This window comes from Bacillus sp. FSL W8-0223 (assembly GCF_038006805.1).
Classification (GTDB): Bacteria; Bacillota; Bacilli; order Bacillales; family DSM-4216; genus Bacillus_O; species Bacillus_O smithii.
In genome coordinates this window covers 1,129,848-1,154,371 of the sequence record NZ_JBBOVX010000001.1, presented here as the reverse complement: position 1 = coordinate 1,154,371, position 24,524 = coordinate 1,129,848, and the positions used below count along the sequence as shown (strand labels likewise).

Annotated in this window: 17 protein-coding genes and 2 pseudogenes; 5 read left to right on the top strand and 14 right to left on the bottom strand. The window is 35.8% G+C overall.

What is annotated here, in order from left to right; genetic code table 11:
- Nucleotides 1–314: 314 nt before the first annotated feature.
- The 4 genes and pseudogenes from NST81_RS05770 (at nt 315) to NST81_RS05755 (ending at nt 5,147) form a co-directional block, all read left to right on the top strand.
- The gene (locus NST81_RS05770) at nt 315–1,136 is read left to right on the top strand and encodes an alkaline phosphatase family protein (RefSeq protein WP_341028837.1); all 822 of its coding nucleotides are present in this window, start codon (nt 315–317) and stop codon (nt 1,134–1,136) included.
- Nucleotides 1,127–1,798, top strand: a complete 672-nt coding sequence (locus NST81_RS05765) for a hypothetical protein (RefSeq protein WP_244878042.1) — start codon at nt 1,127–1,129, stop codon at nt 1,796–1,798. The genes NST81_RS05770 and NST81_RS05765 overlap by 10 nt, the downstream gene beginning before the upstream one ends.
- A gap of 430 nt (nt 1,799–2,228) precedes the next feature.
- Nucleotides 2,229–3,484, top strand: a pseudogene (locus tag NST81_RS05760) (MFS transporter).
- Nucleotides 3,485–3,929: 445 nt separating this feature from the next.
- A complete protein-coding gene (locus tag NST81_RS05755) occupies nt 3,930–5,147 on the top strand; it encodes a cytochrome P450 (protein ID WP_341028835.1) in 1,218 nt (405 codons plus the stop codon).
- 120 nt (nt 5,148–5,267) lie between these two features.
- Here the strand turns inward: NST81_RS05755 and NST81_RS05750 are convergent, their stop codons facing one another.
- From NST81_RS05750 to NST81_RS05680, 14 genes are all read right to left on the bottom strand, one after another.
- Nucleotides 5,268–6,842 carry a glycine betaine ABC transporter substrate-binding protein gene (locus NST81_RS05750; protein WP_341028834.1) on the bottom strand — a complete coding sequence of 525 codons (1,575 nt, stop codon included), beginning with the start codon at nt 6,840–6,842 and terminating at the stop codon, nt 5,268–5,270.
- On the bottom strand, nt 6,839–7,966 hold the full coding sequence (locus NST81_RS05745) for an ABC transporter ATP-binding protein (protein WP_003354191.1): 1,128 nt from the start codon (nt 7,964–7,966) through the stop codon (nt 6,839–6,841). The genes NST81_RS05750 and NST81_RS05745 overlap by 4 nt, the downstream gene beginning before the upstream one ends.
- Before the next feature lie 571 nt (nt 7,967–8,537).
- Nucleotides 8,538–9,176, bottom strand: a complete 639-nt coding sequence (locus NST81_RS05740; protein ID WP_048624403.1) for an NAD(P)-dependent oxidoreductase — start codon at nt 9,174–9,176, stop codon at nt 8,538–8,540.
- 101 nt (nt 9,177–9,277) lie between these two features.
- Complete coding sequence (locus tag NST81_RS05735) at nt 9,278–9,715, bottom strand: Rrf2 family transcriptional regulator (RefSeq protein ID WP_048622943.1); 438 nt, start codon at nt 9,713–9,715, stop codon at nt 9,278–9,280.
- Nucleotides 9,716–10,886: 1,171 nt separating this feature from the next.
- Nucleotides 10,887–12,155: an insulinase family protein gene (locus tag NST81_RS05725; protein WP_328203343.1), complete on the bottom strand. Its 1,269-nt coding sequence runs from the start codon at nt 12,153–12,155 to the stop codon at nt 10,887–10,889.
- A complete protein-coding gene (locus tag NST81_RS05720; protein WP_328203340.1) occupies nt 12,142–13,359 on the bottom strand; it encodes an insulinase family protein in 1,218 nt (405 codons plus the stop codon). Before NST81_RS05720 ends, NST81_RS05725 begins: the two co-directional genes overlap by 14 nt.
- On the bottom strand, nt 13,352–14,632 hold the full coding sequence (locus tag NST81_RS05715; protein WP_048622939.1) for a hypothetical protein: 1,281 nt from the start codon (nt 14,630–14,632) through the stop codon (nt 13,352–13,354). The genes NST81_RS05720 and NST81_RS05715 overlap by 8 nt, the downstream gene beginning before the upstream one ends.
- The gene (locus tag NST81_RS05710) at nt 14,625–15,347 is read right to left on the bottom strand and encodes an ABC transporter ATP-binding protein (protein ID WP_341028829.1); all 723 of its coding nucleotides are present in this window, start codon (nt 15,345–15,347) and stop codon (nt 14,625–14,627) included. The genes NST81_RS05715 and NST81_RS05710 overlap by 8 nt, the downstream gene beginning before the upstream one ends.
- Complete coding sequence (locus NST81_RS05705; protein WP_048622937.1) at nt 15,344–15,523, bottom strand: hypothetical protein; 180 nt, start codon at nt 15,521–15,523, stop codon at nt 15,344–15,346. The genes NST81_RS05710 and NST81_RS05705 overlap by 4 nt, the downstream gene beginning before the upstream one ends.
- 11 nt (nt 15,524–15,534) lie before the next feature.
- Nucleotides 15,535–16,878: a subtilosin maturase AlbA gene (locus tag NST81_RS05700; RefSeq protein ID WP_048622936.1), complete on the bottom strand. Its 1,344-nt coding sequence runs from the start codon at nt 16,876–16,878 to the stop codon at nt 15,535–15,537.
- A gap of 165 nt (nt 16,879–17,043) precedes the next feature.
- Entirely contained in the window at nt 17,044–17,175 is a 132-nt protein-coding gene (locus NST81_RS05695) for a subtilosin A family bacteriocin (protein ID WP_048622935.1), read from the bottom strand.
- Between the two features lie 304 nt (nt 17,176–17,479).
- Complete coding sequence (locus NST81_RS05690; RefSeq protein ID WP_003352762.1) at nt 17,480–18,595, bottom strand: IS4 family transposase; 1,116 nt, start codon at nt 18,593–18,595, stop codon at nt 17,480–17,482.
- Between the two features lie 1,450 nt (nt 18,596–20,045).
- Nucleotides 20,046–20,444 carry a GNAT family N-acetyltransferase gene (locus NST81_RS05685; protein ID WP_003354187.1) on the bottom strand — a complete coding sequence of 133 codons (399 nt, stop codon included), beginning with the start codon at nt 20,442–20,444 and terminating at the stop codon, nt 20,046–20,048.
- Between the two features lie 287 nt (nt 20,445–20,731).
- Nucleotides 20,732–22,237 carry a malate:quinone oxidoreductase gene (locus NST81_RS05680; RefSeq protein WP_341028823.1) on the bottom strand — a complete coding sequence of 502 codons (1,506 nt, stop codon included), beginning with the start codon at nt 22,235–22,237 and terminating at the stop codon, nt 20,732–20,734.
- Nucleotides 22,238–24,015: 1,778 nt separating this feature from the next.
- Between NST81_RS05680 and psiE the strand changes: the two are divergent.
- Nucleotides 24,016–24,431, top strand: a pseudogene (gene psiE, locus NST81_RS05670) (phosphate-starvation-inducible protein PsiE).
- Nucleotides 24,432–24,524: the final 93 nt, after the last annotated feature.

The following is a 24,524-nucleotide window of genomic DNA, read 5'->3' as shown; positions in this document are numbered from 1 at the left end:
CGATCATTTTTTTTATTTCTTCCACAATATCCTTTATCATTTGCACCATGACTGTTTTAAAAAACTCCTTTCTTATATTTATACATAATGCGATATATACATCCCATAAGAAAAAGGAATAGGTAAAAAATAATTTACTCAAAAGGTTTTTTTACTATGCAGCTTTTTTTGACAGCTGCCTTTTTCCTTTCAAAACAAAATTAGGAAGTGTATCCAAACGTTGATTGTCCCGTAAAAGAATAGTTAGGTTGTCATTTGCCATACTATAACTTGAACTAAACGAAACAGATAACTATAAAAAGGGTTGAGTCACTTTGAAAATAATCATTTTAATACTATCGGTAACAGGATTGATTCTCCTATTATTTTTCTTGTTCTCAAACAACTCCTCTAACTCCAATTTTACAAAAGTTGAAAACCAGGTTACACAGCCTAAAAGACCTGTCATTTTCTTAATGATTGACTCCTTGATGGATGAACCTTTACAGAAAGCGATGAAAGAAAAACGAGTTCCGGCGCTTGAATTTCTTATACGGAATGGACAATATTATCCAAATGTGGTTAGTTCCTATCCCACCATGTCCGTAACGATCGACAGTACATTGCTGACCGGAACGTATCCGGACCATCATAATATCCCCGGGCTCGTCTGGTACGACGAAAAAGAAAAACGGATTGTCAATTATGGCAGCGGAAAAAAAGAAATTGTTGCTCTTGGTACCAAACAGGTTTTAAAAGACATTTTGTATCATTTAAATAATCAACATTTAAGCAAATTGGTTACAACGATTCATGAAGAGTTGGAAAAGAATAAAAAACATTCTGCTTCGATTAACGGTCTTATATACCGCGGCGATTATGAGCAAACTCTTGACGTTCCAAAACCTATTTCCTTCTTTCGTTTATTGCCTAAACAATTAAAGACAAATGGACCGATCTTGTTTTCGTTCGGACGGTTTTCACAATTTGATCCGAACAACCGTTATAACCATTTCTGGCAAAATGTTGGATTTAATGATCACTTTTCCGCACAAGAAGTCAAATACCTGATTCAAAAAAAGAAACTTCCTGCTTTTACAATTGCCTATTTGCCAAGCAATGACCATACTGTTCATAAAATGGACCAATGGCTATAAAGGGAATTGAAAAAGCCGATAAACAGCTTCAAAACATTTTAAATTCTTATGACTCGTGGGACGAAGCGCTCAAAAAAGCAGTGTGGATTGTCATGGGAGACAGCGGTCAATCCCCAATTGGAAAAGACAAAAACCAATCCCTCATTTCATTAAACTCCTTATTACAGAATTACCGAATTTCTAAATTGGGTGAACCCATCAAGGAAAATGATCAAATTGTCCTTGCTGTGAATGAGCGGATGGCTTTTATCTACACATTGGATCACAACATTTCTTTTTCTGAGATTGCTTCTAAATTAAAACACGATTCAAGGATTGGTTTTATTGCGTGGAAAGAAAATGATTGGATTCATGTGGCGAATGAAAAAGCGAAAGATACCTTTCAATTCCGCCCTAACGGCAAATTTACGGATCCGTATAACCAGTCTTGGACGTTGGAAGGGGACGCTTCGATCTTGGATCTGGCGATAAAGGAAAATGACATCCAATACGGAAATTATCCGGATGCCCTTGCCCGCCTTTATAGTTCTTTTCATTCCCACAATGGACGATATCTGATTGTTGATGCAAAACCGGGGCACGAATTCATTAGCGAAAAATCTCCTACCCATATTGGCGGAGCCGCACACGGTTCGTTACACAAACAAGTTTCGGTTTCCTAGATATTTTTTTGAATCTTACCTGTTTCTCGAAATTTTAATATCATATCATTCAAAAAATTTAAGAGTTCCGTATTTCTTTTTCTTACCGCCATAACATAACTACTTTCGGCACATTCTCTTTTTCATTCTGGAGGTAGATAGCTCCATTAAAATAAGTATGTTTTAGAGAAATCTGTTTTTTTACTGTATATTCCTGGAACAACATTGACATCTCCACACTTTAAGGCAATAATCACATCTCAAAGGTTAGAATTATATTCCATTGATAACATTTACATTGGAGTTTTTTTACATTTTGTCAGCAACACAGGAGAATCCCAAATTAAAAAATTTATTTTTTTGTAAAGAATGTTAAATTTTAAATCTTATGTCTTTTCAAACGAATTTTTAAGTAAAATGTGAGATAGGTAGGGCTTACTTGGGGGGCAAAATGATGAAAAAGTTTACAACAGAAGAGAACAGCTGGGTTTTCTATGATTGGGCAAGCTCTGCTTATTCTCTTATCATTACGACAGCTGTCTTTCCTTTATATTATAAAGCGGCTGCCCAAAATGCCGGCGTCAGCGCTGCTGATTCTACGGCTTACTTAGGCTACACCATCTCCATTTTCACCTTTATTATAGCCATGTTAGGGCCTATTTTAGGGACCATTGCCGATTATCAAGGATTGAAGAAACGGTTTTTTGCGTTCTTTTTTGCCCTAGGTGTATCCTTTACGGCTTTATTGGCTTTTATCCCAAGTGATCAATGGCTTATCTTGTTAATCATTTATACCCTGTCTGCCATCGGATCGAACGGGGCCACTGTGTTTTATGATGCTTTTCTTGTCGACGTAACCACAGATAAACGCATGAATCGTGTATCTGCTCGCGGCTTTAGCTTTGGCTATATCGGCAGCACAATCCCGTTTATCGTAAGCATCGCGATCATTATTTTAGCTCAAAGTAAAATAATTCCGCTTTCCACCGCATCTGCAAGCAAAATAGCCTTCCTTATGACCGCCATCTGGTGGGGATTATTCACCATACCGATGTTTCGAAACGTCCGGCAGCCTTTTATATTCAACGTGAAGCGAATCCCATTGCAGAGAGCTTTAAACGGCTTCTGAAAACACTAAAAGAAATCAAAAAGTACCGCACTCTGTTTTTATTCTTACTCGCGTATTTTTTCTATATTGACGGTGTCGGTACCGTCATTACGATGTCCACAGCGTATGGAACGGATTTAGGCATCCGTTCTTCCGATCTGTTAGTGATTTTGTTTGTCACCCAAGTCGTTGCTGCTCCGTTTGCCATTCTGTTCGGGAGATTGGCCGAAAAATTCACAGAGAAAAAGATGCTTTATGCAGGCATTTTCGTCTATATCATCGTTTGCATCTATGCCTACTTCTTAAAAACAACGTTGGACTTCTGGATATTAGCGATGCTTGTTGCGAGCTCTCAAGGAGGCATTCAATCGTTAAGTCGCTCATATTTTGCGAAGCTTGTTCCCAAAAAGAACGCCAATGAATTTTTCGGATTTTATAACATCTTCGGAAAGTTTGCTTCTATTTTAGGTCCATTATTAGTCAGTTTCACAGCACAGCTCACAGGAAACACCAATGCAGGTGTGTTTAGCCTTGTTATTCTCTTCATCATTGGCATGATCATTCTTGCCCACGTTCCTGATACCAATGTTTCCAATTGAAGAAACCAAGAAGCACGTAAGTAAAACTACGACTATTAAGATGAGATTATATTCATTCCTTCATACCGCTGAATAAAAGTTTCATTATATATCTTTCGTTTTTAAAATCCCTCAACTTCTATATTACATTTCAAGTAAATCCTCTTTTTCCTTCCTTTATTGGCTGTCATATAGACTAACTAAATTTATAGTGGTTCAACTTGATAGATTTTAGTTGGAACGCAAAAAAGCGCCATAAACGTTATGCAAATGGAACCAACCTCCACCATGGTAAGTAGAAAGACCAATAGGAGATATGGATCAAAACCAAATTTTTAGGCATTTTGATTGATTGACATTTTTTGCATAATATGTCTGTTGATAGTAATTTTTTAGAATGTTATGGTAAAAAGGAAAAACATTACTGGCGAATATTCCCGATAAAAATTAAAGGAGAGATGAAATCATGGCCACTGCAAAGAAAACCTCCTACGAAACAAAACGTTACGCAAATCTGATTCCTATGAAAGAGATTCAATCTGTACAAGATCAGTTGTTTCCTTTTACTATTTATAACACTTTGCGAAAAAAAACACCGGTAAGATATGACCCCATTCGAGAATGTTGGGATGTATTTCGATACGAAGATGTTCATTTCATCTTAAAAAATCCTGCATTATTTTCCTCTAATCGTGGGATCGGCGACAAAAGAAACAGTATATTGATAATGGATCCGCCCAAACATACAAAAATGAGAAATCTTATTAATAAAACGTTTACTCCCAAAGCTGTCAACGAGCTCTCTCAACGAATTCAGGACGTTACAATCTCCCTGTTGGACCAAGCAAAGGAAAAAGAAACATTGGAAATGATTCGTGATTTTGCCGCTCCGCTTCCCGTCATTATCATTGCGGAATTATTGGGAGTCCCGGCAAAAGACAGGGAACTTTTTAAAAACTATTCTGATATTCTTGTGTCTGGAGCCGAGGATGATTCGGACGAGGCCTTCAATATGATGATGAAAAGAAGACGTGAAGGAGCCAAGTTTCTGAATGACTATTTTAAAGAAATCATACAGGAGCGACAAAGAAGCCCAAAAGATGATTTAATTTCTTTATTATTGGCAGCAGAAGTGGACGGAGAAAGACTAAAGGAAGAAGAGTTGCTCGGATTCTGTATTTTATTATTAGTCGCGGGTAATGAAACGACAACGAATCTCATTGTGAATGCTGTTCGATATATGGTAGAAGATACAAATACTCAAGAAACAGTCCGAAAAAATTTTTCTTTGGTTCCCAACTTAATTGAAGAAACTCTTCGATTCTATCCTCCAATCCAAGCAATTGGACGTACTGCGACGGCAGATGTCGAAATTGGAGGCCATACGATTCGCAAGGGATCTCAAGTGATTAGCTGGGTAGCGGCAGCTAATCGGGATGAGCAAAAGTTTGAACAACCGGATCGTTTTATGCTGGAACGCCACCCAAATCCACATTTAGGTTTTGGATATGGCATCCATTTTTGTTTAGGCGCTCCTTTAGCTCGACTGGAAGCAAAAGTTGCTTTTTCAGTATTATTAACCACTTTCTCTAAACTAGAACTAGCAAAACATACAGAACTTGAGCCCATTCAAAGTCCATTTGTATTTGGCGTGAAAAGCTTCCCAATACAATTTAGTCTCTAATTTTATAGCATTTTTTATCCATTTGTGAATCAACTTAAAAGGCCCTCTCATAAGCCGGTTTAACCGACTTATGAGAGGGCCCCATTTTCATTCCTCTCTACATTTTTTCTCATAAGAGGATTACTTTTGAATCAGCCCCTCCTCCTTTAAAAATTGTTCAGCCACGTCATCATAATCTTTCTTTTTCAAATCGACTTCTGCATTTAACTGCTGCATTTTTTCATTTGTGATCTTTCCTGCAAGTAAATTAATCACTTTTTCCAATTCCGGATGTTTTTTCAGCACTTCTTCGCGTATAACCGGTGCTGCATTATAAGGAGGAAATTGATGTTTATCATCTTTTAACACATATAAATGGAATGCTGGTATGCGTCCGTCAGTTGTAAAAGCATCAATAACATCTACTTTATGATTTTTTAAAGCACTATACATAATTCCCGGATCCATGGACATGGTATTTTTAAACTTAATTCCATATTTCTTTTGTAAACCAGGATATCCATCTTTTCGTTCTAAAAATTCAGGATCGGAAGCAAGAGTTAATTGGGGTGCTTTTTTCGCAAGATCCGAAATGGTTTTTACATTCCATTTTTTCGCATCCTCATTGCGAATGGTAAGTGAATACGTATTATTAAATCCAATTGGTTTTAACCAGATTAAATGATACTTTTTCTCATACTGTTGTTTTACATGATGATAGACTTCATTTGGATCTGTTGTATGGATTTTTTCTTTTAGGATGTTCATCAATCCAGTTCCAGTGTATTCAACAGCTAAATCATAATCGCCCTTTCGCATTCCTTCAAATACCGGCACCGTTCCGCTAATAAAAGACTTATATTGAACATGCAAATTGGTGCGATCTTCTATCAATTTTCCATACATATGAACCAAAATTTCTTGTTCCGTAAAATTTTTTCCCGTAATCACAATTGTATTTTCTTTTTGTTTTGATTGATAAATTCCGAACCCTGATACGGCTGCAATCACAAGGACTAGAATGGAAACAAGAGAAATTTTGGCGCCTTTCGACCATTTTTTTCTTTTTATTCCAGGTTTTGCTCGATTTTCAACTCGTTTTAATATTTGGTCAAATACAATCGCAATAATCGCTGAAGGAATAGCACCGGCTAAAATAAGAGCGGAATTATATGTTTGCAATCCTCTAAAAATGAAATCACCTAATCCGCCAGCTCCAATTAAACCTGCCATCGTCGCTACACCAATGACCAATACGGCTGCTGTACGGATTCCTCCCATGATAACACTTAGGGCGAGAGGCAATTGAACGATCCATAATACTTGTCTGCTGGTCATTCCCATTCCTATACCAGCTTCAACGATACTGCGATTTACCCCTAATATTCCTAAATACGTATTGCGAAGTATGGGAAGAAGTCCGTATATCGTCAATGCTACAATAGCGGGCGGCTTTCCGGTTCCAATAAAGGGAACTAAAAATACTAACAAAGCCAGACTTGGTATCGTTTGTATGGCCGAGGCGATGCCCATGATAGGATCGGCCAACTTTTTATGCCTTGTTAAATAGATCCCTAGTGGGACAGCAATGATAATGGCAAGCGCAATCGCCACTAGCGACAAATACATGTGCTCTAATAACAGTCTCCCAATGTCATTCCATTTGTTTACAAATACATCTGCTGTTTCTTTCCAAAGACTATTAATGCAAATCACTCTCCTTTATTCATCGCCAATTGACTGACAACATAACTGACAATGCTTGAGCGATTTATGATCCCTTTCACTTTATTTTTTTCATCTAAAACAGGTACAAATCCCGTTTTGGATTCGTTCACCATTTGCAGTGCTTTTTCTGGAGAATCGCTGGTTTTCAAAGTAGGAAAGTCCTTCTGAACGATATCAATAAGATGCAATTGTTCATCTTTATAAGCTTTTCTCATATCCCAAATATTCACGACGCCGTAATATTGATTGTATCGATCGACTATCACCAAATGGTCTACCCGTTTGTTGCGCATATATTTTAACGCTTCCGCTAATCCTCTTGTCGGATAAGCTGTAATGGGCGGAATCATCAATTCTTCTAAATCAGGTATATTAGAGGCATCTTGCAAACGTTCCTCTCCAATAAATTGGCGGACAAATTCATTGGCAGGGTGGCGTAAAATGACCTCCGGCCGATCTAATTGAACAATTTCTCCATCTTTCATGAGACAGATGCGATCCCCGATTTTGATCGCTTCATCCATGTCGTGAGTCACAAAGACAATCGTTTTTTTTAATTCTTGCTGAAGTCTGGTCAGCTCCTCTTGCAATTGTTCACGACTGATTGGATCGAGGGCGCTGAACGGTTCATCCATTAAAATCACTTCAGGATCGGCAGCCAATGCCCGTATTACACCAATTCTTTGTTGCTGCCCGCCCGATAATTCATCCGGATAACGGTCCCCCACTTCCTTAGGATCTAAACCAACCATTTCAATTAATTCATCCACTTTTTTCATGTAGCGTTTTTCGTCCCATTTTTTTAGCTTTGGAACGAGAGCTACATTTTCGCGAATGGTCATATGCGGCATTAATCCGATTTGCTGAATGACATAGCCAATATTTCTCCTCAGCTTCACCGGATTTTTCTTTGCAATGTTTTCGCCATTGATGAAAATCTCACCGCTTGTAGGCTCAATCAAACGATTCATCATTTTCATCGTCGTCGTTTTCCCGCTGCCGCTAGGACCAATCAACACAAACAATTCGTGGTCATGAACGGTCAAGTTAAGGTTTTTAATGGCGACAAAACCGTCCTCATACTTCTTTGTCACATTCTTAAATTCAATCAACAACAACACCTCCCCTTTTTCTATACCCTTCTAACAGGTAGATTAAACGACAAATTTTTTGCTGTTCCCCCATTCACGAAAACCAGTTGCTATTATTTTTCGACATTCGTATGGTCCGCATGTATGAAATTGTCATGAATCTTTTTCGAAAGAGCGCCTATTTCAAATTTTTGATCAAATCAACATCATCGAGATTGGAATTGGAGTGGTCTGAATGACAAGGGCACTTGCAATGAATAGGGGAGCCTATTTAAGACAATGAAGAATCATCACAGCGGACTTTCTTGATCGGGATTAAAAAACAAAACAGTAATAGCACCACCAGTCGCCATTTGCGGCCATTCTCCCGCTTTCATTCACTGTCCATTGTCATTTGCTTGTGGTCTGCCCATTCTTCCACCTATTTTTTGCATTTGTATGCTTCTCTTGAAGAATTGGTGCTGAGCTTGATTGATGTGCATCGAGGGAAGAAATGCAAATAGGCGCCTGTCCTTTGTTGGGACAGACTCTTTAATGATGATCGATTGTCTATTTCCAAACTTCTTATTTCAAATGCAAACATTAACCCTGATTATTCAGATTCCGAAACTACCGTAAATCTTTCATTGATATGTTGCGGATTTTCAATTTCATCTACAAGCGCAATGGCAAAATCAGCATAACTTACATAACTTTTTCCTTTGGAATTGAAAATCAAATGATCTTTTCCTTTTTGATAGCTGCCTGTTCTTTTCCCTTCATAGTCAAATTCAGCAGCCGGGCTGATAAACGTCCATTTAATAGAATCCGTTTGCTGCAAAATTTCCAAACTTTTCGCTGCGTTTTCAGCAGTAGGATAAATAAAGTCCGGGAAATCAGGAGTTTTGTATAATGGAGTGGTTTTTTCTTCATCTACATATAAGCTGCCTGCGCCGCCGATCACTATTAATCTTGTATTCGGAGCGTTTTTCAAAACTTCAATCAAAGCGTTGGTTGCATCAATATAAAGATGTTCTTGTCCAATGGGTGCAGCAAATGCATTGACAACGACATCATATGCTTTCAAATCTTCTGTAGTAAGATCAAAAAGATCTTTTTCAATCACGCTCACATTTTCTTTCACTTTCGATGCATTTCTAACAATGGCTGTCACATCATGGCCTCGATTTAAAGCTTCTTTCAAAATAAGGTTCCCTGCTTTTCCAGCTGCCCCAATAATACCAATTTTCATTATATTTTCTCCTTTCAAGTCGTTTTTTTGTTTTTCTTTATTCCAACGATGAAGGTCAAACTTTAGATGTAAACAATTTGGATACAACTTAATTAAAAAAATTAGCATGAATCAGCGCTAATTTTTTTCCCCAGTTCTTCCGTTAATTCCTTTAAAGTGGTTCGTGCCAGTTCTTTTTCCATGGCTAATTGGGCTTTCCTTACATGGGAACGAAAAACCGATTCCACATGCGCTCCGACTTCACAATTCGGATTAGGATGTTCGTGAAAATGAAACAGTTCATTCTGTTCTACTACCTCAACAGCATGATAAACATCAAGCAACGTAATGTCATCGACATCCTTTAAAAGATAAGTGCCACCTACACCGGGCCGCACATCAATCAATCCCGCTTTTTTTAATTTCGATTGGATTTTTCGGATGAAAGCTGGATTTGTATTCACACTGCCCGCAATTTCTTCAGAAGTAAGCATAGGATACCGATGCACCAACAACAAGATGTGCACCGCCACTGAAAAACGGCTGCTGATTCTCTTCATGATTGTCCCTCCATCGTCGTTGTAACCATTATAAATACAACATGGCGATTGTGTCAACCAATAGGTTTTTATTTCCAAATTTTAATAGAAAAGTAAACTTAAGCATTCTTAAGTAGAGTTAAGTCCAAAATAAGAAAAGAGCCATGTTGCTTCCCAATTGGTAGAATTAACAGTGAACCGTTGATTACAAGAAAGAGATTTTTTGCTTAAACCAACAGAAAAAAGTGATTTCATTTGCCGAAAAAATTTTAAAAAAACAGACGAAAATGAGCAACACTATTTCGACTGTTTCGGCAGAGGTGGGGACTCGTTCGTTTAGACGCGTTCCTGCAGGGAAAGGCTCATTAAAGCTCAATACACGTGTACTCAGCAACTCATATATACCATTTCTAATTTTCAATTGCCGAATGTCAAATATGTCCTAATGGACTAATGAAGACTTTCCCTTACTATAGAAATGACTCCATTTATTTAACAAAATGCTGCCAGTTAGCTGAATGAGCAGTAAGGCTATAAGAAATATAATTTCACTGGGTCGAAACGTAGTTAACCAGGATATACTTATCATGAAGAAAGCTAAACTTAAAATCTTTTGCATATTCCGTTGTTTTTTTAACATTTTTATCAGGTATGTCCTAAATTGAGTTGCAAGGATAATCATTAAAATAAACAATAATAGCCATTTTATATATGGGATCGATCCAATAATCATAAATGAATGATCATCAAATTGTATGTGATTAACAATGCTAATGAAAAAGCCGAACACTGCTACTTGATATAAGATTGCTCCTATCGCGATGGTTTGGTTGACATTTTTATAATTTCTGCGTAAATTTTGCAAGTCTAGAAAATATTTTTCACAGTAATATTGTTCATGTGGACGGCAGCAGTTTTCATGCTCTTGTTGAATGATTCGAAAAGATTCTGTCATCTTTTTTATAGACTTTTGAAGGCTATATAAATATAAAGAAGCAGGTAAAAGTACAATAGAAGTGCATAAAGCTAGTGATAAAATTATTAAATAATCATTCTTCAAAAACTGAAAATAGAAAGCTACCATTTTAACCGCATGTTGAATTAATCCAATATATTCTAATAACATATACAAAAACATCAGGGACGCAATGACTATAAGGGTCTCTTTCTTTATTTTCAAACTTTACCACCTCTATGTATATGAGATATAAACTTTTTTCGCTTCAATAAAAAAGTGCATCAGTCGTAAAAAATCATCATCCCGCATGTTTTCAACGATTTGATATACCTTTAAAAGAGAGCAATCATAGTACGCATAGTCAGAAATCCAATCAAATAGCTTTCGTAAATAATCACTCTCATAAATAATTTTATTTAAGAAAACTTCTTTTCCATAGGAAAGCCATTGAGATACCTTTTTCCTGTCATTCAGAATATTAGCATTCCATGCTTCAAACAATATTTCTGACTTCTCGCCTTGTAAATCCAATATTATAAAACTTACATCTTCAGTAAAATGGGTATGCATTGCTAGATTTTGAAGAAATATTTTGTTAGATTTCTGCAGCTCCTGAATAAAGGGAGAACCTATGTGGAATAAAGCCCGCAAAAAAATTTCCCAGTATACCTTCTGTTTTAACAATAGTTCATTGTCTTTGGAACGGGGCAGTAGAACTCCTATCATAAATCCCGAGATTCCTATGTTGCTTTTATAATTTTGAAAAACATCCTTTGAAAGCAAGTCGCAATGGGGTTCCAAATGTCTGCTTAAGCTGCAATGCTCCTGATTATTTTCATAGCTTTCAAGTTTATGAGAAATTATATCATCTAACTCTTCTCTTCCGCCTATTATAAATAATTTCATATTTTTCGGTTGATAAAATGTTTGATAAGCAGTTTTTAATTCTTTCGTTGTCAGCGAATCTATATCACTGTGATTACCCGCCGGGTATATACTTACAGGGGATCCATTGCACAATAAGTGCAGCATTCTATAATGTTTGTCTACCCATTGATCCATTTTGGCTGTGTCGATTTCATTCTTTATAACTCGCTTTTCCTGCTCAACTATTGCATCATTCAGTTGGTGCTGGTTTAAAATCGAAAACAATTCCTCTAAATTTTCAGAAACAAACTCAGGCCTTGTATTGAACATGAAATTTGTATCTGTATATGTGGTAAATGCATTTAAAATTGCATTTCTTTTAAAGAAATCCTCATACACATTATGATTGCCTTTCCAAAACATTAGATGTTCAAGAAAATGGGCTGTACCATAAGGTAAATATTGGATATTATTCTGCGATTTTAGCATATAATCTCTGCTTCCAAAGTTCACTTGAATGTTAACCAATCTCATATATGAATTCGGATATTTTATTCGATAGATAGTCAATTTGTTTCTTAAAAACGCTTTTTCTGTCATAGACTCTAATTTATGAAAAAAATCAAATTTCCCCAATTTTACTCCCCCTTAAAACATGTGCACCAATGTATTCCACATTATCACAAAAAAAATTGGATAAGCTTTCACATGTAATTTTTGAGAGTTCTAGTTCAATATCATCTAGTGAAACAGCGAATGTTTTTATCATATTTAAATAGGACACTGTCCCTTCAGGTGTATCAAGCAAATAAAAGACTTCATTCTTAAAAAACTGTTTTGTCTTTTCTAAGTAGGCAGAATCGATTTCAAATCTTAATATATTTTCTATCATTTCATCTACTGTTTGTTTTTCGTATTTACAAGGTACGCAGACAGAGACAAGTAGGACGTTGCACATCATATCGTAACGACTTATAACATGATAAGGTGCTATATTTTTTTTCCTTAATCTTTCAAATAATTTGGAATGACCATATTTACCAAGCATCCCGTCAATTAATTGCATGTTTAAATAATCTTGAAAACATTCTATATTGACACAAGAAAATCCTAACGTAATAATCGTCTGGTTGATAGAATCTTTTCGAACCTCAGTTTCGTAAAAATTGCTATTGACTATTACTGGTTTAGAATGAAGAAATCTGTCTTCTTTTTGAAATGTCGATCCATTTAAACGGAGATTCCCCAAAATAAAAATATGTTTGTCTTGTTGTTGGAGAAAATCCAGATATTCCTCTGCTTTTCGCAAAAAAGAGAAATCAAGATTTTGATAAATATCTATGTTACCGAAAACATCTGTTCCGTACCTTTTATTTTGAAAGGCAGTTTCCAAAAGACGAGCCGTAGAATATGCGAACGGATTTGCAAATTGTCTTTGGATTTTTGCAATTAGATCTTGCTTAGCTTTTCTCATTAAATCCTCTGTTAAATCCTTCGTATGAATCAAAACATTAACAAGTTCATCAACAATGTTTTCTAAATCTTGATCATAACAGTCAGAATACTTAGGATGAATGATTCTTGTTCCATATGTTTTAAGCTGATTATTAAAAAAAAGGCTTGTCGAGCAAACAAATCGTTCAGCAACATCAAAACCAAACTTTTCAACCAGTATTTTCTTTTTCAAGGAACTAAACCAATAAAAAAATAGAGTATTTTCTTCAAACTTTACTGAGTCCTGAAGCTTATCATAGAAATAGACTGCAATAGACACAGTTGAAAATTTTTTTGTCGGAAACAAACTGATTTTCCACTCTTTATCTAATTGTATCTTATCCAATAAAATCACCTTCTTGCTTGTTTAGCATATACCAAATGAATATCGTCAGGATCGGGATGGATATTAGAGAAAAAAAAGTTCCAACTATTGCTGGCAAAAACAGAGGGAAACAATAAAAATACGACCGGTATTTCTTAAAGTCACTCCATAATTTTTGTTCTGTCTCCCAATCGAAATTTGGTCTATATTCATCTGCTTTTAGACGGATAAATGCTCCCGCTAGAAGCAATTCTACACATTGAGCTATACTCCAAAATGAAATAAGTGTTTTAAATAATATGGAAAAAACTAAGATAATTGAAACATATCCAGTCAGCAGCAATCCTATGTAGAAAGCATATTTCTGCCAAAATAGTGACCATTTCTTAATAGGCAATGCTAATAATAGTTTTCTATTATGTTTTTCAATCGAATAAAGCAATGCAATTGGTGAACAGGTTAACAATAATGCAACAGCAATGAAAAAAACCGTAGCCGATCCAACCATTTTTAATTTCATTAGGTTATAGGAGAAGAAAACAATAAAAGCAACCATTACGGCATAGTTTAAAATCATTGCTTTAGATGAAAGAAATCTGTTCCATTCCCTTTTATAAAAGGAAAATTCGATATGTCGTGATTTTGAATTTTTATCAGACTGGTTGGAAACCTGCAAGAATTTTGGAAAATCTACAACGATCACCCAGCCTATATGGATGATGCATACCAATATATACAATATTGGCAAACGGTACATGGAGCAAAACACAAGCAGCAGAGCTGCAATATGAGAGAACATATACAGTGTTTGTTTTCTATTCAACAAATTTCCTAATGCAATGCCAATCACAATAGAATATATGGTTAAAAACAAAAATTTGCATAACCAAACCAATAAATCGTTTGCAGATAGATGGTGGTCAACAAATAAAACAATAGGGAGTATAATGAAAAACAATGTTCTTCTTAAACACATATCAATATAAAGAAAAAGTATTTGCGAAGTCCAAAAAACACGTGGCCGAATAGGCATGATGCAAATGACATCCATAAATTTTTCTTTCCACTGCGTATTTACAGATAGAGAAGTGATATATACGTTTATAAAAAGAAGAGCTCCCACAATATAACCTTTTAATAAAATACTTTCGTTTAAATGCGCCTGTTTGATTAAACCAATTTCAAATAGAACAAGAATGCCAAGACCAATTATTGTTTGGATGAAATCTTTTCTCTTATATTTTCCATAGTACTGTTTAATGAATAAATGAAAGATGAGCAAGAAATCAGTCATTTCGGATTACCTCAAAAAATTCCTTATGTAAATCTAAATTTTCATTTATTTTTACTACAGAAAGGATTTTCTTATTATGCAAAATAATTGCATAGTCACAAAACCTCTTTACGATTTCAAGAAGATGGGATGAAAAGAGAATAGTTCCTCCATTCTTACAATACTTTTTCATTTTTTGATGAAATACTTCTATGGACTCTACATCTAAACCGACAAGTGGTTCATCGAGAATAAAAAGAGGAACTCTCAGCAACAGACCTGTTATTAGAACAACCTTTTGTCGATTTCCAAGTGATAATTCAGAAATACGTCGGCTAACATATTTCGTAAAATGAAACTCTTCAGCTAATTGAAGAAATTCTTCTTCTTTATATATTTTTTGATAAAGCTTATGAACGAATTTAACATATTCACGAGCAGACATCTCTGTGAACAGCATTGGATAATCAGCGGCAAAATATCGTTTTTTTTTAGATTCATGCCATTGATGTAATTTTGCATCAGGCTCCACTTTTATATCATCCATTTTAAAAAAGCCACTAAAAGAACGATTTATTCCGGTTAAAGTATTTAACAAAGTTGTTTTTCCAGCGCCATTGACTCCTAGCAATCCGTAAACATACCCCTGCTTCAAAGAAAGATTGATATCCTCCAAAACAAAGTTGTTTTTATCATACCATACGGATAGATGTTGAATGTCTAAAATAGGATTCATCGTTTCACATCCTTTGTTGCTCGAACGACAAACACAATGGCTATGATTAGAGAGAAAACGGCTAAACCCCAATTACCTTTTACGAAATAAGTAATAGCTGCCGCAAAAAAGATCAATGAAATAATATATTGAAATACCCTCCGTTGACTTCCGCGATTTTGTCGATTTTCTGACATGAAAAACCCTCCTAAACAAGCTGGAGAATATCCTCCAGATTCTCATTTTTTGCCCAAGAACAAGTATTTGTACGATGATGTTTGTTAGCATTTAATCCTTTCAAATAGCAGCCTCCACAATATCCATTAAAAGGACAGCCTTTCTTACAATGTTCACTAAATTTGGGAGACTGTAATTTCCATAATTTGTGGACAATTGGCGATTTAAATATATTTTCATATGAATCTGTTAAAATATTTCCTAAAGAGAATGTTTTCGGAAATAAGGCACATGGCCGAACATTGCCATATGGATCTACCACTATAGAACGCCATCCAGCTCCACAATTACTTACCCTTTTTCTTTCATATGGAATAATCGGAATTAAATCTTTGAATTCTTCAAGTAGTTCCTTTTCATAGGATAAGAACTTTTGATATACATTTGCGTTCACAGTGGGAAGTTCTATATTTTTTCCTCTACCAAAATCATTCACCCAATTATAAGTAAATAACTTAGCTCCCAGTTCTTTTACTAAACTGGCCATTTCACGTATTTCCCACATATTATCTTCAAAAACAGACATAGCAACTCGAACAAAAATGCCATTATCGCTGAGTAACTTAATCGTTTTACAAGTCTGTTCAAAGGCATGCTTTTTTCCCCTGAAACGATTATGTACTTCCGGCCGGACACTATCTAAGGAAATGCCCACAATGATCTTATGTTTATATTTTATTAAAAGATCTGCACTTTCTTTCCTTAATAATGTTCCATTTGTTAAGATCGCTACCTTTTTAAATTTGTTTAATGCATATGCTAGAATCTCGTTTGCTTTTGGATGGACAAATACTTCCCCACCGGTAATTTCACAGGTTAGTACACCGTTTTTATATAACATATCTGTAACTTTCTTAAATTTTTCTAAAGAAATTGTCCCTTGTGCTTGAGGGGAACTTTCTAGATAACAATGTTCACATTTTAAATTACATTTGTGTGTTAGTTCAAATGTAGCATGTAATGGCATTGGATATTCATTGCTTCCGCTTACTTGTATAAGTTTGTATTTAGCCTGATCCATTATTTTTATAACTTGCTTTTTCAAAAGCATATGGATCATATCATAATACCATCCCTCATGGTCATGTATATTTTCATTGTATTTATCACATTGTGCTTGTAAGATTTCTTCAATCGTTTTGGTGCCATCCATACGCATGCAAATCTCATAAGCAGTTTGATTTAAATCTAGATACTCAAAATCCGAAGCGGAAACATCTTCTCTTAAATAATCGATTTCAAGAACACCGCCTGATGGTAGTTTATGAATTCTTATATGATCCCCTATATAGGGATATTTATTTTTTAAGGCCATTTCCATCCCTCCTTATAAAAAATTTATTTTTATATTCTGTATTGTACAATTTACAAGGGGGGCGTCCCAATGATGTCTGAGCCTTAACAAATGCATGAACTGGTAAATTAAATATTTTATTCATTGTGAAGGCTTGACACCTATTTGGAACAATCCCCTAAAATTTTACCCCACAAGCCCGAAAGTACCAGAAATAGCAGCAACCTCAAAATCAGGTACCGGTCCATCAGCTAGACATAATGCACCAATGGAACATGCTGAGCATCCTTTGTTCTCTACAATTACTCCCCTTTTCATAACACATTTCCTCCTTTTGTTATATTAGTTAATTTCAGTAATACCCGGGTACAATTTAATGGTAAATTACCAAAATTGTTAATTCAATATAATAATTTGAAAAATCTGTTAATGATGTTTGACTTTTCTGTTAACAACGTATTGATGATGCAAAAAATCATTAGCATTGCATAAATATAGTTAGAATTTTCTGTTAATTATTTTTTGTGAATTTGTGCCAAAAAGACAAAACCTAAAGAAAGGTGGCACTGCCCATTTGGTAAATATATACAGTTAAACCAGAGCGACAACGACAAAAGGGAGATTATGGACTGGCTCGCCCATCAAATTTTCGCAACCAAACATAAGCTGGTTTCCACAGAGCTCTCTTTAACCAACGAGTAATTCGAAGTAGGGATTTCTTACTTTTCATCTCCAATTGAATGAGAACATGTAAGCAATACGTGATCAGGGCTAAGAAAATTTGATTTTGAATAGCTGTTTCACTCATTCCATAAAAGTGCTTAATTTCTACGTGTTGCTTGAGCCATTTGAAAAAGAGTTCAATAGCCCAGCGAGATCGGTAAATATCACTTATCTCTTCTGGTTTTAAATCAAATCGGTTGGTGATGAAACGAAGTAAGTTCCCTTTTGTGTCCATAACTTCTAGTAGACGAAAGACATTTTCAGTACGATTTTGTGTGGTACCAATGTAGACCATTTTATCGGATAGAACGTGACAATCATCAGGAAGTGAAAATGTATAGACTTCACGAATGACTGCGTTTTTCTTCAGTCTTGAAACGAAGAAATAGCCATCATCTGTCATCCGATCAAAACGTTCATAGTCCACATAACCGCGGTCAAACACATACATGGCTTCTTGATCATCCACTAGGACTTCGAGTTGATTTCGGTCATGTTCTTTTGCTGTCGTAATCACTGCTTTTTCAGGATAGACGGTGTCTTTATCCATGAAAACGAGCCGTAAGTGTAGCTTTACACCAGCTTTTGTTTTCCGGAATTTTGCCCATTTATAATGGGTCAAGTTCAACGGGAGTGTACTTGAATCAATGATTTTCAGTGGCATATTCTTTCCGTTTTTATAATGGTACCGTTGAATTTTCCAAACAAGATCCAAGAACAAATTTGCAAGAATTAGTGGGTGGATCTGATTGTTTTTTCGGGATAGCTGAGAGGCACTTATCGATTCAAATCCGAGTGCTTTTTGAAGATCTTCGTCTACAAGTGCATCACTCATTTCCTCTAAGCTCTTAAATTCGAGCAGCTGGGCTACCAATAAAAGTTTAATATAGGCTTCTGTTGTCAGCTTTTTTGTGTAATAGTCCTGTTTCAATTCTTTGACTTGTTCGCTAAGTTTTTGAATATTTATGGGTGAAACCCATTTACCAAATGATGAAATTAGTGTATTCTTGTCCATAATGGTTATCCTTTACGATTGGATTTGGGCAGGAACCACCTGTACTTCCATTGTAAAGGATTTTTTTGTTTCGAAATCAATAAAAAATTGAACATTCTTAGTATTTTGAATCATCAGATTTAATTACTGCAATGCTAGTGGCAAAAAATAATAAAATGTATTCATATCAAGCGGGATAGAACAGACTGGTAGAGTTAAATTGTTACATAAGTGACAACTATACGAAAGGGAGCAAGTGCTAAAGAAGAGGTATTGTGAAAATGGCAAAGTATTCAAAAACATGGAGAAAATCATTTTTGTCTAGAGAATTGCTTGACACAAAAGGAAAAAGAAACAACACAAAAATAGCTTCCACTTTTGTACGAAATATCTCAACAACCAGGATTTTATTAACGAATACACAAAGTAATAGGGTTTCATAATGATTCCGATTGGTCTCGAACCAGCAGCCCCACCCTGTCATGGCTAATAATCTACGATTGATAATGAACAAGTAGGTTAAAATCCAAGGTTTCCATTTTTCAATATAATAGTTTCTGTTCAAAAATGAAGATTGTTAATTGTTTTCATCAACAATCCCGTCAAAACTGAAAGATGGAATATAATTCTAGTAATTACTTTATTATACCATAAATGAGATGTATAATAATTACAATACTGTAACTATTTGTAGGATAGGGATCCTAAAATGAGCAAAAAGAGATAATACTATAGCGATGCCATAATTGCCCTTATACTTGTCGCAATCCTTTGTCTAGTCATTTTATCAATACCGGTTTCAATCTTTTTCTTTGGTTTGAAATTTTTAAATTCCCTTCCTGAAGTGAACATTGAAAATGGAGGATTCATAAAAAATTTATGGTTCACCCTGAATTTTATCGGTTATGTGACCGCGTTTTTTCTCGTTGCAGAACTATTGTCTAAAAATTTAAATGAAATTAAAAATAAGTTCTTATCTACAGTTGTTAAATATGCTTTCACATTCACTTTATGTTGGTTATTTGCCGCTATTTACACACTGTTCTCCGAGAAGTTGTCAGCAAGCAATCTAGGCGTCTTGTACATAGCCATATTCTAATTCGCACTTGGGATAATAGTGGAAATACTATACTTCTTTGTTTACCAGTTACCTAATAAAAAAGAAAAGTAATTAAATCTATTATGAAAAAAGAACTGACCGTAATTTAGGTCAATTCTTTTTGTTCATTAAAAAATCAACACTTATAAACTTAGATTACTTTTAATCCAGATCATAATATTGAATGAATGAAAGGCTCTAATGTCAATCCGTTGGGTGCACTATCGAGCGCCCTCTTTTTTGTAGTTGACTGGATGACATAAAGCTTTTCAAGGTGCAGCTTCGGGCTGTCGGGCTGAATAAATCAGCTTTTATTTTTGATAAAGCCGTATTAAATGATCTTGTGGATTTTTACAAACAAAATCACAGCCATCAACGCTTACGGCGAATAATAAAACCATTATCAACCTTATCAAAACCAACTTTTGGATAATAATCCATTGCACTTGGTGCCGATAACAGGATGAGGGCGACCTCTTCACCGATAATTTTCCTTATCCTCTCTATGAGTTCCTTGCCAATCCCTCTTTTTTGATAATCTTTATCGACAGCCAAATCAGAGAGGTAGCAACAATAACTGAAATCCGTTAATGCGCGGGCTATTCCAACCAATCTATTATGGTCCCAAGCCGTCAGAATAAGATTGGCGTGATCCAACATCTTCTGAATCCGCTCTTTTTGGCCAATCGGGCGAGTGATGCCACTATTCCTAAATACTTGTATAACGTCTTCCGCTTTTACCGGTTCATTGTATTTATAAACTATTTCCATTTAAATATACCCCCTTAGACAGCATTATACGGAATATTCAAGCAGTTAGAATCAAGCCGATTTTTCATTATACCTTTCTTTTGTTGTATTATTTTTTTCAAGCTGCGATCAATACTGATTGCAAAATCCTTTTCTTGCCCACTAGTTACATCGTTAAGTTACCTATTAACCCCTTCTTCTGTCATCAATTGACTTCTGTCGACTAAACCAATCAAGGTACTTGAAAAAACGAAAGGAAGCCTCCATTTGCTAAAATGGATGCTTCCTTTCACATACGGGTTTTTCGGTTATGCCGGATTTGCTTGTTTTTTTTCCTCTAATGCAAGCGTCCGCGCTGTATATGCATGAATTTCATGAATAAGTTCTGGGTTTTGCAATAGTGACACGCCGTAAGAAGGAATCATTTCTTTTATTTTCGGTTCCCACGCATTTAGATGTTGCGGGAAGCATCTTTTGATCACATCAAGCATAACGTGAACGGCAGTAGAAGCACCCGGAGAAGCACCGAGCAATGCAGCGACCGAACCATCAGCGGCGCTAACAACTTCTGTACCAAATTGAAGCGTTCCTTTGCCGCCGGTCTCCGTATCTTTGATCACTTGTACACGTTGACCCGCTACTACAATATCCCAATCTTCGCTTTTGGCGTTCGGGACAAACTCTCGCAACTCTTGAATACGCTTTTCTTTCGATAACATAAGTTGTTGGATCAGGTATTTTACCAATGACATATTTTTGATGCCTGACGCCAACATCGTTACGAGATTATGCGGTTTTACGGAAGCAAATAAATCCAGATTTGAACCGGTTTTTAAGAATTTTGGCGAAAAGCCGGCAAACGGTCCAAAGAGCAATGATTTTTTGTTGTCGATATATCGTGTATCAAGATGCGGAACAGACATTGGAGGAGCACCAATTGCAGCTTTGCCGTATACTTTTGCATGATGCTGCGCTACAACCTCCGGATTGTTACATACCAGGAATAATCCGCTTACCGGAAATCCTCCAATATGCTTACTTTCAGGAATGCCGGTTTTTTGCAGTAAAGGCAGACTTCCGCCGCCGGCGCCGATAAAGAGGAATTTTGCAGTATGGAGTTCGACAGTACCGCTATCGAGATTTTTTACTTTCAATTCCCATAATCCGTCGCTGGTACGTTTAATATCTTGGACTTTATGTTTGTAGTGGATATCGACGCCTTGATTCTTTAAGTGGTCAAACAACATACGCGTTAATGCGCCAAAGTTGACGTCTGTTCCGGATTCGATTCTTGTTGCCGCTATCGGTTTATTGATTGTCCGGTCTTTCATCATAAGTGGAATCCATTCCTTCAGTTTTCCCGGATCATCGGAAAATTCCATCCCTTGAAACAGAGGATTGCCGGACAATGCTTCAAAACGTTTTTTCAAAAACTGTACGTTTTGTTCCCCTTGTACGAAACTGATATGTGGCAATGGCCGGATGAAGTCCTGAGGATTACGAATTAGATTGTTTTTTACAAGATAAGACCAAAATTGTTTTGAAACCTGAAACTGCTCATTAATTCTGATAGCCTTGCTGATATCTATGGATCCATCCGGTTTTTCGACAGTGTAGTTCAACTCGCACAATGCAGAATGTCCTGTTCCCGCATTATTCCATTCGTTAGAGCTTTCCTCACCTGCCTTGTCGAGCTTCTCAAAAACTGTAACTTCCCAATCCGGTGCTAATTCTTTCAGCAGCGTTCCCAACGTCGCACTCATGATGCCTGCACCAATTAAGATAACGTCTGTTGTAGTATGTCTGTTACTCATATTTAAAGTCCCGTCCTTATACCCTAAGATTTACAGAAAAGATGTATGCGCTCACAACAAGCCATAAAGCAGCCGTGTCACACATCTTTTCTGGATCAAATATAACCAATTATAGTGTATCACTATTATCAAAAGATTAAAATATTTATTTACAATTATATGATTAGTTATAACCTATTTAAAAGCTGGTAAATTTCAATGGTGACATACTGTGTTGCCGCTAAGAAGCGATAAGCAAGGCACCGGGAAACACAAAAACCAAGGCTTTAAACCAGCTTTATTCATAGGCTGAGTTTTGGTGTGCTGTTACCATTGAACCGACATTCTTGTAGTTCCTTAATTGCGCTATACTGGTTTATTTTGCACATGAAAAATGATCTCTTTTCCGACAGCAGGTTTTTCGATACCAATTTATTAAGCTTTCGAGCAATTGGTAGCTTTTCGAGGATAACAAAGAACAACCCTTTCGCAATCTGATTCGATTAAAGCCGTATTTAGAGTGTTTCTTGTATTCTTCCAACGAGATGTTCTTTTTTCGCCCACGTTTTGTACCCGCTTTCATAAATTGGCGTGTCGCTGTCAAAGCTACACCGATATGCCGCAAAGGAACCAAGCTGCTTGCCGCATATTGAAACCAACGCCTTCTTGGTCCGTCCGATATGTTTTTTGAAGCAGCAATTCCATCAATATAATATTTCTTCTATTTCATATCTTTATAGCTGCGCCATCAACATCTTTGTAAATTATGAATCCGTTTTAATCCAGCCTTTATTGGGGTTGACAGAGTTTTTCTTCTAACAGGTGCAAAGAAAAAAATCGCTTATTTTCCAAAAATATTTTACCATCAACCCCGTCCATTGGAAACCGAACCGTACAAAGCGGTTCAATCATCAGTTCATCATTTTCCAATTTATTGCATTCCTATTAGGAGAACTGATCCTTCTCGAGCATCAGGGTCTGAAAAAATAACCGCAATCCGTATTGTCGCGGGGATAATATCCAAAGAATTCCATTGAAGAATCAGCATATATTCATAAAAATCAATGCTCCCTTTTATTGATTCTTTCTCTCTTGTAACCAAATAAACAATTAACATCTAGAAGGACATAAATAATAAACCCCGTTATCTAATTGCATTTCATTCAAAAAAACCACCTTCTTGCTTGTTTAGCAGATACCAAATGAATATCGTCAGGATCGGGATGGATATTAGAGAAAAAAAAGTTCCAACTATTGCTGGCAAAAATAGAGGGAAACAATAAAATATTTCTTAAAGTCACTCCATAATTTTTGTTCTGTCTCCCAATCGAAATTCGGTCTATATTCATCTGCTTTTAGACGGATAAATGCTCCCGCTAGAAGCAATTCTACACATTGAGCTATACTCCAAAATGAATTAAGTGTTTTAAATAATATGGAAAAAACTAAGATAATTGAAACATACCCAGTCAGCAGCAATCCTTTTTATTTCGATCGTCATTTATTAAGGAGAAAACACTCTTCATATTAGATAGATAAAACAGGATTCTCCTTATATCATTCTTACATTAAAAAAGGAGGGATATGTATGTTAAGTTTTTTACCTTGCAATCGAAAAAAGGGGAAAAGAACGCTATCCATTCCAAAAAATGCGGAGTACAAATCACGAGTTGCAACAGTGTAATCAAATCTTTCAACTTTGACTATCCAGGATGAAAAAGTGAAGCAGGTCCACAAAGATGGATTACATATCATAATGATTTAGGCAACAGCAAAAATGTTATGTTGGAGGTGTATAAATGAGACAATTAAATCCAAAAAAATATTCCAATTCGACGATCCCGGCAATTTTTCAAGCTATCCTAAATATAGCATTGATTTTACTTGCCGTTGTTTTATGTTTTTTGCTTGGTAAGGAGATCGTTTATTCTATTCGTTTTGTCGTCTTTAATCAAGGAGTTGAAATCCACTATCATCTTCTTGAACGCTTCCTGATATTCTTCTTGTATTTCGAATTCATTTCGATGATTATAAAAATTTCCAAGGGAATTATCACTTCCCGTTGCGCTACTTTGTATATATTGGCATTACTGCCATGATACGCTTGATCATTGTATGTCATGAAAATCCCATGAATACATTTTTGTACACTTTATCTATTTTAGCTTTAGTGATCAGTTACTATATTATTAATTCTAAAAGAAAAACGGATTGAAGTGATTGATAGGGAGATGACACTCTTATAATCTTTTAACCGCAAGCCAATCGAACTATTTGAAAAGTTTTATTTGGATGGAGAATGAATTCC